The sequence below is a fragment of the Methylotuvimicrobium sp. KM2 genome, from assembly GCF_038051925.1.
Lineage (GTDB): Bacteria > Pseudomonadota > Gammaproteobacteria > Methylococcales > Methylomonadaceae > Methylotuvimicrobium.
In genome coordinates, this window is sequence record NZ_CP150634.1 from 1,591,911 (window position 1) to 1,609,254 (window position 17,344).

Here is a 17,344-nt window from a genome sequence, read left to right on the forward strand (position 1 = left end):
TCGACCTCGAAATCGCGACGAAGGCGTCGCTCCCACAGCGGAGCTTGGAACACCCACAGCACCTTGTGGGAGCGACCCCCAGATCGCGATTGTCGAAGTCGTAATGCTAAACATACGAACAACGGAATCGAAGTCAAAATGCCTAGCTCCGGAAAAAAGGCGGCGAAACATTGCAGGCTTCGAAAAAGGCAAAGACAGCTTAACGGCCCCGACTCTCCCTCACCTAGCGTTAGGTGAGGGACGACGAAGGCGTCGCTCCCACAGCGGGCGGCTTGGAACATCCACAGCATCCTGTGGGAGCGATCCCCAGATCGCGATCGTCGAGGTCGTAATGCTAAAGAAACGAACAACGGAATCGAAGCCGCAACGCCAAAGCTTTGAAAAAAGGCAGCGAAACATTGCAGGCTTCGAAAAAGGCAAAGACAGCTTAACGGCCCCGACTCTCCCTCACCTAGCGTTAGGTGAGGGACGACGAAGGCGTCGCTCCCACAAACAACACCCGTATCTTTCACAATAGCGCCTCTCCCAGATGATCAATCAATGAAAAATATCGTACTCATGACGCTTGGCGCCAGTTGGGCCGTGGTTCCCGAAGTCTACGGCTTTTTGGCGCCGGACCGCTTGCCGTTGTACGTCGAACATCCCGACAGCGACTCTTTCGAACGACTTCGCCACGAATACGGCTTGCAAGCCCCGGACGAAATTTGGCTCTGCACCACGCAAGGCGAAGCCACCCAAAAAAGTCTAAGTTTATTGACTGCATGGAGCCGGCTACTGGCAAAACCCATAACATTGCGTATTTGGCAGGCCCAGTTCACCAATGAACTGGCTAATCAACTCGAATGCGAACGGATGCGCGAATTGATCGCACGCGCCTGCCTGAAGGCGCATTCCGAAGCTCGGGGCGGACAAGTCGTCTTGTCGCTGGCCGGCGGACGCAAAACGATGAGCGCCGATTTGCAATGGGCGGCGGGTTTATTCGGCTGTCAAGCATTACTGCATGTGGTCGGCAAAGATTACCAAGCCATGCCTAAAGCGTTGCAAGAAGCGGCGCCTGAATTGTTCACCCAGCCCTTCGATACGGACTGCTGTCTTGCCGTCACACCGCTTATTACCGGTAAAACCCAGCGTAGCGATTTACTGGATTTGCGAATGGACCGGACCGAAGCCATCGCCACCGAAGCCTTTCCGTTGCCGCTACCGAAGTCGGGCCTACCGCAAGTCTGGGCAGCAGATACGCTATCTTTGGCGCAAGAGCTGAAAAAACGCGAACAACACGGCAGCCGCTTGCTAGGTAATTATCTCTCGGAACTTAGCCGAAGCGAACATCACGAAAACTGGCGCAGTCTTTACCGGCTGCCGCCTAGAACGATAGAACAGCTAAGAATCAAGCCGCTCGATACAACGCATATCGATTGGCTGGATAAACTGCCGAAAGCCGATTTGCATCGGCATGTAGGCGGCTGTTTGGATCTAAAAGCCCAACGCCGAGTCGCCGAAGCAGTCTGGCAAAGCCTAACGCAACAGGAACAACAACGAGCGAAGACTCATTGCAAGCCATTGCTGCAAAGCATTCACTGGCCTTGGCATTGGCCGGAATCTTTGAAAAACCAAGGCGTTCGCAGTCATAACAGCGCGGCGCTGCTAAGGTATGCCGACGACGAGCAACTGCAAAACAACCTCTGGCGTTGTACCGAACCGCGCATCGCATTAACGAGTCGGCATCAACAAGGATTCGCCGCCTACGAACGGCCCGGCGAACTCACCGGTTCCGCGATATTGAGTCATCCCGCGGCGATCGAAACCTACGCCCAAGCCATCGTCGAGCAAGCCATGCAAGAAGGCCTCGCCTATATTGAACTGCGTGGAAGCCCACAAAAATATGGCGATGGTCTACTATTTCTGGAATGTTTTTATAGCGCCCTGAAAAAAGCACTGACAAGCTTGTCGGAAGGCAATAAACCGCAATTTCGTTTTATCGTGATCGCAGACCGGCGCGACGTTGAAGGAGACCGAGCGGCAAGACTGCAAAAAACCATTGAATTGGCGATCACGGCGCAGCATCAATGGCCCGATTTCGTGGTCGGATTGGACATGGCCGGCGACGAACAGCAAACGCAGCCCTCGGAAATCGCCGGGTTGTTTACGCCGGCATTCGAACAATGCCTGCCTATTACTATTCATGCCGGTGAAGGTCAACCGGCCGAATCGATTTGGCAAGCCGCCTATCATTTGCATGCGGACAGGATAGGTCATGGTCTGACTTTAAATGACAATCCGGCTCTGGCGCAGCGGTTTCGTAATCGTGATATCTGTTTGGAACTATGCCCAACCTCCAACCGCGAAGTGGTCGGCTTTCAAGACCCGCAATGGCCGGAAAGCGAAGACTGCAAGCCATATCCCTTGATGGCATTGTGGCGGGAAGGCTTGCCGCTGACGTTATGCACCGATAATCCCGGTATCAGTCTTACCACGCTGAGCGAGGAATATTTAACGGCGGCCAGGATGAGCCGAGGCGAATTAACCCAATGGGACGCGCTGGCGATGATCAAGCAAAGCTTCATTCATGCATTTCTACCGGGCAAGGATAAAGAAGCATTGTTAAAGCAATGCGATAGCGAGATCTTTGAAATGTTGAGTCGGCCAGGCTAAGCGTTTGTGGGAGCGATCCCCAGATCGCGATTGTCGAAGTCGTAATGCTAAACATACGAACAACGGAATAGAAGTCAAAATGCCTAGCTCCGGAAAAAAGGCGGCGAATCATTGCAGGCTTCGAATACGACAAAGACCGCTTAACGGCATCGACCTCGAAATCGCGACGAAGGCGTCGCTCCCACAGCGGAGCTTGGAACACCCACAGCACCTTGTGGGAGCGACCCCCAGATCGCGATTGTCGAAGTCGTAATGCTAAACATACGAACAACGGAATCGAAGTCAAAATGCCTAGCTCCGGAAAAAAGGCGGCGAAACATTGCAGGCTTCGAATACGACAAAGACCGCTTAACGGCATCGACCTCGAAATCGCGACGAAGGCGTCGCTCCCACAGCGGAGCTTGGAACACCCACAGCACCTTGTGGGAGCGATCCCCTGATCGCGATTGTCGAAGTCGTAATGCTAAACATACGAACAACGGAATCGAAGTCAAAATGCCTAGCTCCGGAAAAAAGGCGGCGAAACATTGCAGGCTTCGAATACGACAAAGACCGCTTAACGGCATCGACCTCGAAATCGCGACGAAGGCGCCGCTCCCACAGCGGAGCTTGGAACACCCACAGCACCTTGTGGGAGCGATCCCCAGATCGGGATCGTCGAGTTTCGGCAGCCCCTTTTGAAAAAGCAAGAATAAGCAGCGCATAAGAAAACACCATGAACATCGACACCCATCTGATCCTAATATCGGCGCAAGCCGTGCCCAACATCACGCCGATACTCGATGAACAATACCGTCCGAAGAAAGTCGTCATGCTAGTCAGCGCCGATATGCGGCAACGCGCCGATTTGTTGGAATCGGTAATCCGGAGCAGAGTCAGTCATATCAACCGTTGGTCGATCGAAAACGCCTGGGATATCGAACACATCCGCGATCAAGTGATCGAATTGCTCGATGCTTACCCGGAAAACATCGCGCTCAACGCGACCGGCGGCACCAAGCCGATGAGCATCGCCGCCTACGAGGTATTCCGTACGTTCGACAAACCGATATTCTACGTACATCCGGAGCACGACAGGATAATCTGGATGCATCCGGCGGATCAACCTGGCGGCGACCTGGCCGACCGCCTCAAACTGCCGGAGTTTCTAAAAGCTTTCGGCGCCGAAGTGACCGCCCAAGGTGATAAATACGGCGTGCCGCAGCGTTATCGAGAATTGACGCAAACTCTGATCCTAAACGCGGAAACCTACACCGAACCGTTGCGGGTGCTCAATGCCTACGCGGCAAAAGCCAAACCAGCCCTGACCGTAGTACTAGATCCGAAGCATCGAAACTACCGCCAACTCGAAAAGCTGATCGAGCTATTCCAAGACCATCGATTACTCGAATTAAAAGGCGGCCGGCTAATCTTTCCCAGCGACGAAGCACGCTTTTACATCAACGGCGGTTGGCTGGAGCAACACGTTTGGGGCATCTGCCTAAACCTGAAAAAAGCCCTAGTCTTGCAAGACGTCGGCCGAAGCATCGAGGTCGAACGCAACCACCGGAACCCGCCTATCAGAAATGAAATGGATATTGCGCTGCTCAAGGACAACCGGCTATACATCATAGAATGCAAAACCCATCACGATAAAAGCCCGGCCAACAACAAAAATACCCAGGCATTGTACAAACTCGATAGTCTCAAGGATCTATTGGGAGGGTTACAAGCCCGCGCAATGCTGGTAAGCTACAACTCGCCGAATAAATACGATCTACAAAGAGCGCACGATCTCGGTATATCCATCTGCGCGCATCGAAATTTGGCGCAATTATCACAAAGATTGACGGAGTGGATCAGATGAAAGCAATTAACTTTTCAAAAGCCGAAAATCCCGGCAACCCCCTTTGCAACCTATTGATAACAAAAGGAGAACAGAGACGAGCTATTTGAATACCAGACCTTATTAAGAAGGGATTAAGACTGGCGCATCGAATGTAAATAGCGGTTCTCCGATTTGAATACCAGACCTTATTAAGAAGGGATTAAGACTTAAGTTTATGATTTTATTATGTTTTTATCGCTTATTTGAATACCAGACCTTATTAAGAAGGGATTAAGACTAAAACTGCTAATTGTTTCTAATGTTTCGAATACATTTGAATACCAGACCTTATTAAGAAGGGATTAAGACTAAAACTGCTAATTGTTTCTAATGTTTCGAATAATTTGAATACCAGACCTTATTAAGAAGGGATTAAGACATGCGGTTATCTTCTTTAAGTCTTTTGTCCGTATTTGAATACCAGACCTTATTAAGAAGGGATTAAGACCTAAGACTGCTTAGCGGCTTGTTAAGTGAAAAGCATTTGAATACCAGACCTTATTAAGAAGGGATTAAGACACTCAATTGTTCAGTTGTAAGCGACTGAACTTTTATTTGAATACCAGACCTTATTAAGAAGGGATTAAGACCTTTCAATTTTTTCAAATATTTCATTTTTCATATTTGAATACCAGACCTTATTAAGAAGGGATTAAGACGACCGCGACCGAACACGTTATCGTTGCCGCTTAAGATTTGAATACCAGACCTTATTAAGAAGGGATTAAGACAAGCTGTTGATTCTCAAGCAATTCCGTTTGCTTGATTTGAATACCAGACCTTATTAAGAAGGGATTAAGACCTTTTAAGCGCTTGTCATTAATGTAATGCTTAAAATTTGAATACCAGACCTTATTAAGAAGGGATTAAGACGCGGTTTGATTGCGCTATTTCGATCAATTTTTTTTATTTGAATACCAGACCTTATTAAGAAGGGATTAAGACTTGCTAACTCTAAAATAATTGCGCGTGGAGACTCATTTGAATACCAGACCTTATTAAGAAGGGATTAAGACGTTATTTTTTTCTCTGATATTGAGAGCCTAGGTCGATTTGAATACCAGACCTTATTAAGAAGGGATTAAGACGGCTTTTATGGCTATATTACAATCCTTAAGTAAATTTGAATACCAGACCTTATTAAGAAGGGATTAAGACTGCATTTTTTTCAGGTGCTTTGCAACTACTCCATTTGAATACCAGACCTTATTAAGAAGGGATTAAGACCTATTTTGATTACCAACATTGACTTGGCTTGTACATTTGAATACCAGACCTTATTAAGAAGGGATTAAGACCATGTTTTTATGCTCCGATTATTGCTAGCCGTGAAATTTGAATACCAGACCTTATTAAGAAGGGATTAAGACCATGTTTTATCCTCATATTAATAATTGACCTTGCATTTGAATACCAGACCTTATTAAGAAGGGATTAAGACGTAAGCAAGTGCTAAGTTCGGCTGAACTTTAGATTTGAATACCAGACCTTATTAAGAAGGGATTAAGACTTGTTAGTTTAATCCGGGTGAATACGGAAATCGATTTGAATACCAGACCTTATTAAGAAGGGATTAAGACTTCGATTTTTTCGAATATCTCGTTAGTTTTCAATTTGAATACCAGACCTTATTAAGAAGGGATTAAGACTACTGACTCACCGCACTCATAACATCTTAAAATCATTTGAATACCAGACCTTATTAAGAAGGGATTAAGACCTGACAATACATCAATGAATCGATTTTTTGATCATTTGAATACCAGACCTTATTAAGAAGGGATTAAGACTGCTTTGTAGTCACTCATTTTTTAACCCCTTTTATTTGAATACCAGACCTTATTAAGAAGGGATTAAGACGACCGTATCGCTCAATTTCTGCTCGGCATTCCATTTGAATACCAGACCTTATTAAGAAGGGATTAAGACCGGTTCGACTCTTTTAAGCGTTTGTCCGTCAATTTGAATACCAGACCTTATTAAGAAGGGATTAAGACTCTAGTTTCTTGAACGCTTTATAGCGTTGAAGTCTATTTGAATACCAGACCTTATTAAGAAGGGATTAAGACACGATAACCGCGTATCGTATGCGGTTCGACTCATTTGAATACCAGACCTTATTAAGAAGGGATTAAGACCCGTAATTTACGACATACTTGCCGCGCCCGACTTATTTGAATACCAGACCTTATTAAGAAGGGATTAAGACCGCTTCGCATTCGCTAAACTTTTATATAATTTTATTTGAATACCAGACCTTATTAAGAAGGGATTAAGACCAAGAGCAAACGCAATTGCAGCAACCGCAGATTTGAATACCAGACCTTATTAAGAAGGGATTAAGACCCCAACTCTTAGCAATGTCGTATCGACTTGATTTGAATACCAGACCTTATTAAGAAGGGATTAAGACTTTGCTCCAATTGATTGAACACATCATCAAGAATTTGAATACCAGACCTTATTAAGAAGGGATTAAGACTGTACTTGGGCCACTAATGTAAATATCTCCTTTCTCATTTGAATACCAGACCTTATTAAGAAGGGATTAAGACCCCAATGCCTAAGCAAGGCAGCTAGCCCTGCTTGGATTTGAATACCAGACCTTATTAAGAAGGGATTAAGACCAGCAATTTTAACTATCTTCTTTCCTGCTGATTTATTTGAATACCAGACCTTATTAAGAAGGGATTAAGACCGAGGCTTTCTTTAAAGCCTTTTCGGCTTCGACTTTATTTGAATACCAGACCTTATTAAGAAGGGATTAAGACTAGTTTAAAGGCTGACTATCGCCTTTAACTGTAATTTGAATACCAGACCTTATTAAGAAGGGATTAAGACCATATTGTTAGATAGACTTAGTTGATAACCTATTTGAATACCAGACCTTATTAAGAAGGGATTAAGACGTCAATAACTTTTTGTACTTTATTAATTATCCCAATTTGAATACCAGACCTTATTAAGAAGGGATTAAGACTCTAGTTGAGAATCATTCTCATTAGTCGCTTTAGATTTGAATACCAGACCTTATTAAGAAGGGATTAAGACTTTGAAGAATCGTCAATGCCCGCTCAATGACTTGGATTTGAATACCAGACCTTATTAAGAAGGGATTAAGACCTTTATCTTGAGCGTATATAGCGCGCTCAAATTATTTGAATACCAGACCTTATTAAGAAGGGATTAAGACGATTCAAGCGGCTGAGTAAAGACCGTCTGTCTATTTGAATACCAGACCTTATTAAGAAGGGATTAAGACGTTCTAAATAAGGTGCTCATGATCTTCTCTCCGGTTTATTTGAATACCAGACCTTATTAAGAAGGCGGTTCTCGTTCCCATGCTCTGCGTCACTGCCATTAAGTTAAGCCCTCATAATAAATAAGTAATTCTTGCGTGCATGTTCTAATGTGCCTTAAAAGCTTGCCATCCGTGGCACTGGGTTCCGCCAATCCCTGGCGGAATGACGGGTTTCCCTTAACTTAATGGCAGTGACGCTCTGCGTGGGAATGCATCCCGCAACGCTCCTGCGTTGCGAATCCGGTTTAACGGAATATAGTCAGGCATCATGGCGCTATGGTTGTCTTGCCCCTGTTGCTGTAGACAGCGTTAAATTTTCATTGGAACCTCAACCGCAAGATTTAAGTCTTACAAGTGCCCTTAACAAAAGATGAGGATCACAACAATGAAAATAAAAACAGGAAGAATCCAAAACACTGTGTCGATAGCATTGGCTGCAGCATTGATTGGCATGGCGCCATTAAGTGCGGAAGCCAGAATGAATGCCGAAACAGAACATCAACCCCAATTCATTTATCAAACCAAATCGATCAATAACAACATTTACAGTTACTTGAGCAAACAAGCGGGCGCGATATCTCTGAATCCGACCCTGATCTATGTCAATAGAGCATACGGACAAGCTATTCACAGCTATGCACATGTGGGTGAAGAAACTGAGATTCCGTTGACTATAGAGTATGTGAATAAAGCTTATAATCCGGCTATTTACAGTTATGAATCCGCCGAATTGAAGCAGGAAGTCAATGTACCGCCTACCGTGGTTGTCGATTGACTTTTTTTACCTTTTAACCCCGCGCTCCGCATCGTTGACGAAACGGCGGAGCGTTTTATTTTTCGTTAGCGTTCAGTGAGATCAATGCTTTTAGGCGTGCGGGTGCTTAGCGATTTTATAGTGTTCGCACATCAAATTTCGGTTTTTTAAAACCCTCACCCCAGCCCTCTCCCACAGTGGGCGAGGGAGTCGAATGCCGAAATTTCATGTGCGATAGGTATAATTAAATGTGTACTCGTAACGCTGGATCGTTGCGGGATGCATTCCAACGCAGAGCGTTGGAACGATAATCGCACGGTGGGAGCGATCCCCAGATCGCGATTCTCGAGGTCGATAACGCCAAAAAACGAATAGCGGGATCGAAGTCGCAACGCCTAAGCACAGAAATCAAGTCGGTTAAACGTTGTAGGCTTCGAAAAAGGGAACAGCTGTTTAGCGGCAGCGGCTTTCCCTCACCTAGCGTTCAATGCCATTAAGTTAAGATCCTTGGAGTTTACTCCCCTCTTTGAAAAAGAGTGTCTGGGGGAGATTTTTCCTCGTTCCCATCGCTCTAGCGTGGGAACGCATACCGATCTGGTTTAGACAGCCAAGGTACGGATTCCCACGGAGGACCGTGGGAACCAGAAAAGGCTTAACTTAATGGCAGTGTCACCTAGCGTTAGGTAAGGGACGGCGAAGGCGTCGCTCCCACGGAGAGTCTAGACTTTTCGAGCATTGGTACGTCCGTAATTAGGTGTTCCAGGCTAAAGCGTTTTAGTGCGGGAACTCGCGTCGCCCCTTGCAAATCCATTCACTATTCACCACCAACCCGGCAAGCTTGCCAACCCCCTCACGCTCCGCAATTAACCGTTATGCTGTTTAACCATGACAAAACGGCAACTTTATCTCGCGGCTTACGATATTTCCTGCAACAAGCGTTTGCGCAAGGCTTTGTATGTGCTGCGCGCTTATGCGTCCGGCGGACAAAAATCGGTGTTCGAATGTTTTTTGACGCCGGCGGAAAAGCGCGCGCTGTTGGATGAAGTGGCCGGGGTTATCGATCCTGTGGAAGACCGTTTTATTTTGCTGAAGTTGGCCGGGCCGAAGTCGATTCGGACGCTCGGCAAGGCGGTGTTGCCTCAGGACGGTTCGTTTTTTTATGTGGGGTAAACGATGAGCAGTTTGTATTTGGATAGAAAGGAATTGGCGGTCAAGCTCGACGGCCAGGCTTTGGCGCTTTATGAATCCGGTCAAAAGAAAGGGACGGTTCCGTTGCATCTTTTGGATCGGGTAATCGTGAGAGGCAATATTCAATTGGAAAGCCGGGTGTTGGGCGCGTTGACGCAGCGCAATATCGGTTTTCTGGTGTTGTCGGGGCGATCCACCGAAGCGACCGCGATGCTTTCGGGTAAGCCGCATGGCGATGCGCTCAGAAGGTTAGGGCAGTACCGGATGAGTTTGAGCGACGAGGCACGGCGTCCGCTGGCGAAGTGGTTGGTTTTAGCCAAGTTGCGAGGGCAGCAGCGTTTATTGCAGGATGCCTTGGCCGCGCGTCCCGATTTAAGAAAGCCTTTGACGGGCGCGCTGAATACTTTGCAAGGTATCGGCGGGACGTTACGCGGCGATGCGTTTAGCGTTTCATTGTCGGAATTGCGAGGTTATGAAGGTAGCGCGGCGGCGGCTTGTTTCGGCGCTTACCGGCATTTGTTCGCCGACTCGCTCAATTTTGCCGGGCGCAAGAAGCGTCCGCCGCCGGACCCGGTCAATGCGTGTTTGTCCTTGGGTTATACGCTGCTGCATTACGATGCGGTCAGGGCTTGTCATTGGACCGGTTTGGACCCGATGCTGGGTTTTTATCACGATGTGAGTTTCGGTCGGGAATCTTTGGCCTGCGATTTGATGGAGCCGTTGCGGCCATTGATGGATAAATGGGTTTGGCATTTGTTTCGCGAACGGCGTTTGCGAGCCGAACATTTCAGCGAGGATAAGGGCAGGTGTTTGTTGAATAAGGAAGGCCGGCAACGTTTTTACGGATTTTACGAAAGCCAAGTCGGCAGCGCACGGCGTTTGCTGCGCCGTTACGGTTATGCCTTGGCCGATAGGTTGCGGACAGAGGCGGAGGGTTAATAATGCGGCCCTTATATATCGAAGGTAAGCCCGGTTGCCGTGTGGTTTTGGACGAACCGGCGCTTAGGATTTCGGTGCCGGACAAGGCCGACCGCTTATTTCCGTTAGCCCGAATTTCGCGAGTGGTGTGTTCCGGCTCGGTCGAGTGGACGATGGGCGCATTGTTGGCTTGCGCCGATGCCGGTATCGTCGTGTTGATCTTGTCGAAGACCGGCGAGGTCAGGGCGCGTTGGTTGGGCGTCAGCCGGGATAGGCAATTGTTTGCGCAGCGTTTGCTCGATTTATTGTCAAGGCCGGATGGCATGCAGCGTTATGAAACTTGGCGGGTTGCCATGCAAAAGATGGCGGCTCGCAGTTTTGCCCGGCGTGCGGGATTGCATGATTGGCAGGTGATACCGGTTGCGGATTTGCTGAGCGGTTTGCGTTTGAATTTATTGAACGACTGGCCCAATGCAGTGAATCGGGTCGAGTCGTTGCTGTATGGCGAAATGACATTGTTGTTGCTGGAGCAGGGATTGGATTTACAGGATGAAAGTGTTCAGGCCAATCGCTTGGATTTAGCCGCCGATTTCAGCCGCTTGTTGCTGTGGGATTTTTATTTGCCGCTGTTGGATTTAAAATCGCGCCGGTTAAAAGCGCCGGAGGAACGCGAGATTGCCCAGTTGTATCAGCACCGTTCCGATCGGGTCGGCATATTGTTTCGGGGCACGGTCAATAAGTTGCATCGGTTTTTGATGGGGGCTTCGTAATGGCGGACAGTTCGGCGGGTTTGTATTTGATTTCTTATGATATTGCCGATCCCAAGCGCTTGTCGAAAACCCATCGTGTGTTGAAAAAGCAGGGCTTGCCGGTGCAGTATTCGGTGTTTATCGTTGTGATGAAGCGGCCTCGTTTGTTACGCTTATTGCAGGCTCTTGGGCATTTGATCGATGAACGGGAGGATGATATTCGTTGTTATCGTCTACCGGAATACGGCGAAATCAAAACCTTGGGTGTGCAGTTGTTTCCGGAAGATGTGTTGTTGTTTACCGGCGGCGTGAATAGGATTTTGAGTTGATCCGGTAAAAGTCTATCGATGTTGGGCTGAAATTTGACTGGCTTGTTATTTTGATTATCGCGGCCTCAATGTCGTTTTTTGTTTCCCATCGATTTACGGCTCCGAAATCGCGACGAAGGCGTCGCTCCCACAGTGACTAAACAATGCCGAGAAAAAAGCCGCATTGTGGGAGCGATCCCCAGATCGCGATTATCGAAGCCGACAATGCCGAAAAAACGAACAACGTAGTCGAAGCCGCAAGGCCCAAGCACCGAGAAAAAAGCGGTTAAACGCCGAAGACTTCGAAAATTACAAAGAGAGCTTAACGGCACTAGCCTCGACATCGCGACGAAGGCGTCGCTCCCACATCTCTAGCACTCAAGCCACGATAGCCTTGCTGGATAAAAAGGCAATCCATCGCCCATTTGCTTTTTTTTACCCGGCAGGTCGTCCGCGCTTGTGTATAACGACAGGTCCGCTATACTTTCGTGTTTTTGGAAATTAGTCATTATGTCCCAATACCCTGAGAAAACCTGTTCTATCGATCGTTTGATTCGTCATCCGAAGCTCATTGAGGCCGCCAAGTCCGGTGTAAAAACTCAACAACGCCGAGACGGCGTTTATGCTTGGCCGGGCGAGGAGTTTGAGTTGGACGGCACGGCCTTCGTCGTAACCGATTTGCAACGCGAGCGTTTAGGCGATATGACCGACGCGCACGCCAAGGCGGAAGGTTATCCGAATTTGGAAAGCTATCGCGCGCTGATTCTATCGATGCATCCGGGCATGACCTGGGAGCCGGAGCATTTGGTTTGGGTGCATGGTTTCAAGATCAAGCAGGATGATTAGTCCGCGATGCAGTGGTTCGTGTATATGATTCTGTGTAGCGACGAATCGCTTTATACCGGTATTACCAATGATATTGAACGGCGTTTGCGGGAGCATTCGGAAGGCAGGCTGGGCGCCAAATATTTTCGCGGTCGGGAACCTTCTCGTCTGGTTTATTTGGAAGGCGGGCACGACCGCAGTTCCGCAACGAAACGCGAGATCGCGATCAAGCGATTGAAACGCGTGCATAAACTGCTTTTGTTGCATTCGGACGTTAATCAGTTAACCGATTAACGTAGGATTCGACTCTACTCCCTTTTGATCGAAAAACCGTCTAAGAATAAAAGGTATGGGATGTGTCTATCGAGGACCGCCGTGAACCCATCCATGGGGGCTTGACGGCAGCAATCCCTGCTGCCGACATCCTCGCTAGCCACACCCCATACCTTCATAAAGTTAGCCATTTTTTGACTATAAAGGGAGTATTGTTACGGCTTTTTTACGGTATAATTTACGACATTTTTTAACTCAAGGTATTTAAAGGCGATATGTCCGATATTAATAAAGTGGTTTTGGCTTATTCCGGCGGTTTGGATACGTCGGTCATTTTGAAATGGTTGCAGGATGTGTATTCTTGCGAAGTGGTCACATTTACCGCCGATATCGGCCAGGGCGAAGAGGTCGAGCCGGCGCGAGCAAAAGCTCAGGCCATGGGCATCAAGGAAATTTATATCGACGATCTGCGCGAGGAGTTCGCGCGCGATTTCGTGTTTCCGATGTTCCGCGCCAATACGATTTACGAAGGCGAATATTTGCTCGGTACGTCGATTGCCCGTCCGTTGATTGCGAAACGTTTGATCGAAATCGCTAATGAAACCGGCGCAGAGGCGATTTCTCACGGTGCGACCGGCAAAGGCAACGATCAGGTTCGTTTCGAGTTGGGCGCTTATGCGTTGCGTCCCGATATTCATATTATTGCGCCGTGGCGCGAGTGGGATTTGACCTCGCGCGAAAAATTGCTTAGCTATGCCGAGCAGCACGGTATTCCGGTCGAAATGAAACGCGGCAAGGCCTCGCCTTATTCGATGGATGCCAATTTACTGCATATTTCTTATGAGGGCGGCATTCTCGAAGATCCTTGGGCGGAACCCGAGGAGTCGATGTGGCGTTGGTCGGTTTCGCCGGAAGCGGCGCCCGATGAGCCGACTTATATCGAATTGACTTATCGAGGCGGCGATATCGTCGCGATCGACGGCGCGCCTCATTCGCCCGCCGAAGTGTTGGAGAAATTGAATAAAGTCGCGGGCGCCAATGGCGTCGGTCGTCTCGATATCGTCGAGAACCGTTATGTCGGTATGAAGTCGCGCGGCTGTTATGAAACGCCTGCGGGTACGATCATGCTCAAAGCGCATCGAGCAATCGAGTCTTTGACGCTCGATAGAGAAGTCGCGCATTTGAAGGACGAGTTGATGCCGCGTTACGCCAGTTTGATTTATAACGGTTACTGGTGGAGTCCTGAGCGGAAGATGTTGCAAGAAATGATCGATGCCTCGCAGGTCAATGTCAACGGTACCGTTAGAATCAAACTCTATAAAGGTAATGTCATTGTGGCCGGCCGTTCTTCCGATACCGATAGTTTGTTTGACGAGTCGATTGCGACTTTCGAGGACGATGCGGGCGCCTACAATCAAAAGGATGCCGAAGGCTTTATCAAATTGAATGCATTGAGAATGCGTATTGCAGCAAAAAAAGGGCGCTAAACCGATAAGGGGTCGTGTTGCTGCTTGGCTGTCTGACGATCCCGATAAAAAGAAGGACAATTTCATTTAAACTTGTATAATTGCCAGGTTAATTTTTTATCTCAAACCGCTGAGTGTTAGGCATTATTACGCGGTTATCGGATAAAAGCGATTTATGCGGGTCAATTTTGTCAATAATAAAAAATTTCGGTGGGGAAGCTGTCAGCTAAGGAATTTCCGTATCGAGAGGAAGAAATAATGAGCGAAAAGCTAAATTCGAACTCTGGTAATGGACGGGACAGTGGTTTGATCGTTGTGGAAAGAATTCCGTCGCATCAGAGTCTGGTGAAGGTGAACCGGGTTTTGATCTATGCGGTATTTTTTTTAACAACTATGGTGTTTCTGATGGGTTTTTTTCTTATGCCTTCTCAGGACACTATCAACCATTTAAAGGCCGTTCAAATGGAGCAGGCTTTTAAAACTAAGAATCCTGCCATGTCCGCTGAAATCGATATTCTCAAGGCGCAGTTGATCGGTTTGATTAGCGGTTCGATAGAAAGTAAATTGACAACGCTCGAGCAAAGCGTGAAATTAGGTAGCGTCAATTATTCTTTGGGGACGATTGCGGATCTTAAGAACGATGTCAAGATGCTGCGCTCTTATTCCGACGCGGCTAAACCCAACCCTTCTGAAGCCAATAACGAACAATTGTTGGCTGAAATGTCGCATTTAAAGAATCTGATCTATTTGACTTTAGGTTCCTGCGGGCTGATGCTCGCGGCAATTGCAGGCGTTTGGTTTAGAACGCGCAGAAGGCTGGTACACCAAAATAACCGTCGCGGTTTTTTAGGTAAGCATTAATCCTAATGTTCCATCATTCCTACGCTCTGCGTGGGAATGCATCCCTGGACGATCTGCGTCCCCAGTGATCGATAAAACTAGCAAGAGCTAATTCCCCCCTCTAGCGCCAACTTAGTGTTTATCCCATTTCTGGTTCCCACGGTCCTCCGTGGGAATCCATACCTTGGCTACCGAGGCAAGATCGGTATGCGTTCCCACGCTGGAGCGATGGGAACGAGGACATGTCTTGAACTTCCCTGGTTCCCACGGTCCTCCATGGGAACCCATACCTTGGCTGCCGAGGCAAGATCGGTATGCATTCCCACGCTGGAGCGATGGGAACGAGCGGCATACTCTTTCCCTGGTTCCCACGGTCCTCCGTGGGAATCCATACCTTGGCTACCGAGGCAAGATCGGTATGCGTTCCCACGCTGGAGCGATGGGAACGAGCGGTATACTCTTTCCCTGGTTTTCTGGTTCCCACGGTCCTCCGTGGGAATCCATACCTTGGCTGCCGTGGCAAAATCGGTATGCATTCCCATGCAGGAACTGTGGGAATAGTGGCATACTCTCCCCGGTTCCCACGGTCCTGCGTGGCAACGAGGGCAACGTGTCGAATCCAATGTATAAAAAAAAGCCGCTAACGGGTAATCGTTAGCGGCTTTTTTTAAGCCAATCGGTCAAACGTTTAAGTTTGACCGACGATTATTGTTATTTATTTGCTCAGGTATTCGTATACAGAATCGATTGCTTCTTCTTCGCTCATGCCTGATTTTTTGACAGGGCCCAATTTCATGATTTGATCGACTGCTTTCGGCATGCCGCCTTTGCCTTCTTTCAATACAGTGCCGAATTTTGCACGGTCCAAGGCTCCGCTTTTGATCAGCTCACGTAATTGCGGATTTGATGAAATATCGTGGCAAGCACCGCAGCCGCGACCGAATGCGCGATCATAGATTTTTTTGCCGACTTTTACGTCACCGGCTGCGAATGCTTGACTGCTCAAAGCCAGAGCTGCGAAACCTGCTGCTGCGATTAAGGATTTTTTCATTTTTGACCTCTCTTGGTGATTAAAAAAGAACCATAACCCGGTTACGGTTCGATTAAAAGTTAAAGCCGCAAAGAATAGGGGATTTAACGTAAAAATTCAAATACAATTTGTTTGTTTTATTAGGATTATTTCCTGAAATGCTTCGCTTGAGTTTCGAATACGTGCGGTCGCATTTCTATAATTTTTCGGTGTATCTGAATGATGTATTTGTAGGCTGTTGTTTTGTAACGACGTATGAATGCACAAAGCTAGATACCGAAATCAAGCTCGATCTCCGAAAATGGATTGAATACGGGTAATCGTAAATCATAGGTTTGAGCCTCGTAAAAAGTTGACTGGTTCTCTATGAGTTTATTAAACAAAACGCGTTATTCAAAAAGTTCCGGTACTTCCTTGTTCCGGTTAGCCATTGCCTTCGGCTGGAGGATAATAGTATGGTTTTGAAACAAAGAACGGTTATTGTCCAATTCATGCTAAAGATTTAAGTCAGCAGAGCTGGTTCTTAGGCATTTCAATTGAAAAATATCGCTTTGTTGAGGTGTATTATTGTTATTGCGGCTGAATATAAACTGAACCGGAATCATTATTTACAGGGAGAAGTGTTTCCGGTGGTGGGATGTTTTACTCCTCGTTCCCACCGCTCCAGGGTGGGAATGCATACCGGTCTTGCCTCGGCAGCCATGGTATGGGTTCCCACGGAGGACAGTGGGAACCAGGGGGAGATTTACTCCTCGTTCCCACCGCTCCTGCGTGGGAATGCATGCCGGTCTTGCCTCGGCAGCCAAGGTATGGGTTCCCACGGAAGACCGTGGGAACCAGGGACGTGTGGGGTGTTTTTGCTCCTCGTTCCCACCGCTCCAGCGTGGGAATGCATACCGGTCTTGCCTCGGCAGCCAAAGTATGGGTTCCCACGGAGGACCGTGGGAGCCAGGGAGAGAGTATGTCACTCGTTCCCACCGCTCCAGCGTGGGAATGCATGCTGGTCTTGCCTCGGCAGCCAAGGTATGGGTTCCCACGGAGGACCGTGGGAACCAGGGAAGTGTGGGGTGTTTTTGCTCCTCGTTCCCACCGCTCCAGGGTGGGAATGCATACCGGTCTTGCCTCGGCAGCCAAGGTATGGGTTCCCACGGAGGACCGTGGGAACCAGGGAAG

At 47.9% G+C, this 17,344-nt stretch carries 13 protein-coding genes and 1 CRISPR repeat array; of the genes, 12 read left to right on the forward strand and 1 reads right to left on the reverse strand.

The window, feature by feature from the left end; genetic code table 11:
- Window positions 1-540: 540 nt before the first annotated feature.
- From WJM45_RS06820 to WJM45_RS06875, 12 genes are all read left to right on the forward strand, one after another.
- A complete protein-coding gene (locus WJM45_RS06820) occupies window positions 541-2,652 on the forward strand; it encodes a CRISPR-associated ring nuclease (RefSeq protein WP_341328217.1) in 2,112 nt (703 codons plus the stop codon).
- A gap of 715 nt (window positions 2,653-3,367) precedes the next feature.
- On the forward strand, window positions 3,368-4,498 hold the full coding sequence (locus WJM45_RS06825; RefSeq protein WP_341328218.1) for a DUF1887 family CARF protein: 1,131 nt from the start codon (window positions 3,368-3,370) through the stop codon (window positions 4,496-4,498).
- Window positions 4,499-4,581: 83 nt separating this feature from the next.
- Window positions 4,582-7,855: direct repeats of the CRISPR family, unit length 37 nt; unit sequence ATTTGAATACCAGACCTTATTAAGAAGGGATTAAGAC.
- A gap of 350 nt (window positions 7,856-8,205) precedes the next feature.
- Window positions 8,206-8,595, forward strand: coding sequence for a hypothetical protein (locus WJM45_RS06830; RefSeq protein WP_341328219.1), 390 nt, complete (start codon window positions 8,206-8,208; stop codon window positions 8,593-8,595).
- Between the two features lie 864 nt (window positions 8,596-9,459).
- Window positions 9,460-9,744: a CRISPR-associated endonuclease Cas2 gene (gene cas2 / locus WJM45_RS06835; protein ID WP_341328220.1), complete on the forward strand. Its 285-nt coding sequence runs from the start codon at window positions 9,460-9,462 to the stop codon at window positions 9,742-9,744.
- A gap of 3 nt (window positions 9,745-9,747) precedes the next feature.
- A complete protein-coding gene (gene cas1 / locus WJM45_RS06840; protein ID WP_341328221.1) occupies window positions 9,748-10,701 on the forward strand; it encodes a CRISPR-associated endonuclease Cas1 in 954 nt (317 codons plus the stop codon).
- A gap of 2 nt (window positions 10,702-10,703) precedes the next feature.
- Complete coding sequence (locus WJM45_RS06845; protein WP_341328222.1) at window positions 10,704-11,450, forward strand: CRISPR-associated endonuclease Cas1; 747 nt, start codon at window positions 10,704-10,706, stop codon at window positions 11,448-11,450.
- Complete coding sequence (gene cas2 / locus WJM45_RS06850) at window positions 11,450-11,758, forward strand: CRISPR-associated endonuclease Cas2 (protein ID WP_341328223.1); 309 nt, start codon at window positions 11,450-11,452, stop codon at window positions 11,756-11,758. Before WJM45_RS06845 ends, cas2 (WJM45_RS06850) begins: the two co-directional genes overlap by 1 nt.
- Window positions 11,759-11,901: 143 nt before the next feature.
- Window positions 11,902-12,027: a hypothetical protein gene (locus WJM45_RS06855; protein ID WP_341328224.1), complete on the forward strand. Its 126-nt coding sequence runs from the start codon at window positions 11,902-11,904 to the stop codon at window positions 12,025-12,027.
- Window positions 12,028-12,247: 220 nt separating this feature from the next.
- On the forward strand, window positions 12,248-12,583 hold the full coding sequence (locus tag WJM45_RS06860; RefSeq protein ID WP_341328225.1) for an ASCH domain-containing protein: 336 nt from the start codon (window positions 12,248-12,250) through the stop codon (window positions 12,581-12,583).
- Window positions 12,584-12,589: 6 nt separating this feature from the next.
- The gene (locus WJM45_RS06865) at window positions 12,590-12,856 is read left to right on the forward strand and encodes a GIY-YIG nuclease family protein (RefSeq protein ID WP_341328226.1); all 267 of its coding nucleotides are present in this window, start codon (window positions 12,590-12,592) and stop codon (window positions 12,854-12,856) included.
- A 254-nt stretch (window positions 12,857-13,110) separates the two neighbouring features.
- Entirely contained in the window at window positions 13,111-14,322 is a 1,212-nt protein-coding gene (locus WJM45_RS06870; RefSeq protein WP_341328227.1) for an argininosuccinate synthase, read from the forward strand.
- Between the two features lie 237 nt (window positions 14,323-14,559).
- Complete coding sequence (locus tag WJM45_RS06875) at window positions 14,560-15,162, forward strand: hypothetical protein (RefSeq protein ID WP_341328228.1); 603 nt, start codon at window positions 14,560-14,562, stop codon at window positions 15,160-15,162.
- A 694-nt stretch (window positions 15,163-15,856) separates the two neighbouring features.
- On the opposite strand, the gene WJM45_RS06880 is transcribed toward WJM45_RS06875, so the two are convergent.
- Complete coding sequence (locus WJM45_RS06880) at window positions 15,857-16,192, reverse strand: cytochrome c (protein WP_341328229.1); 336 nt, start codon at window positions 16,190-16,192, stop codon at window positions 15,857-15,859.
- Window positions 16,193-17,344: the final 1,152 nt, after the last annotated feature.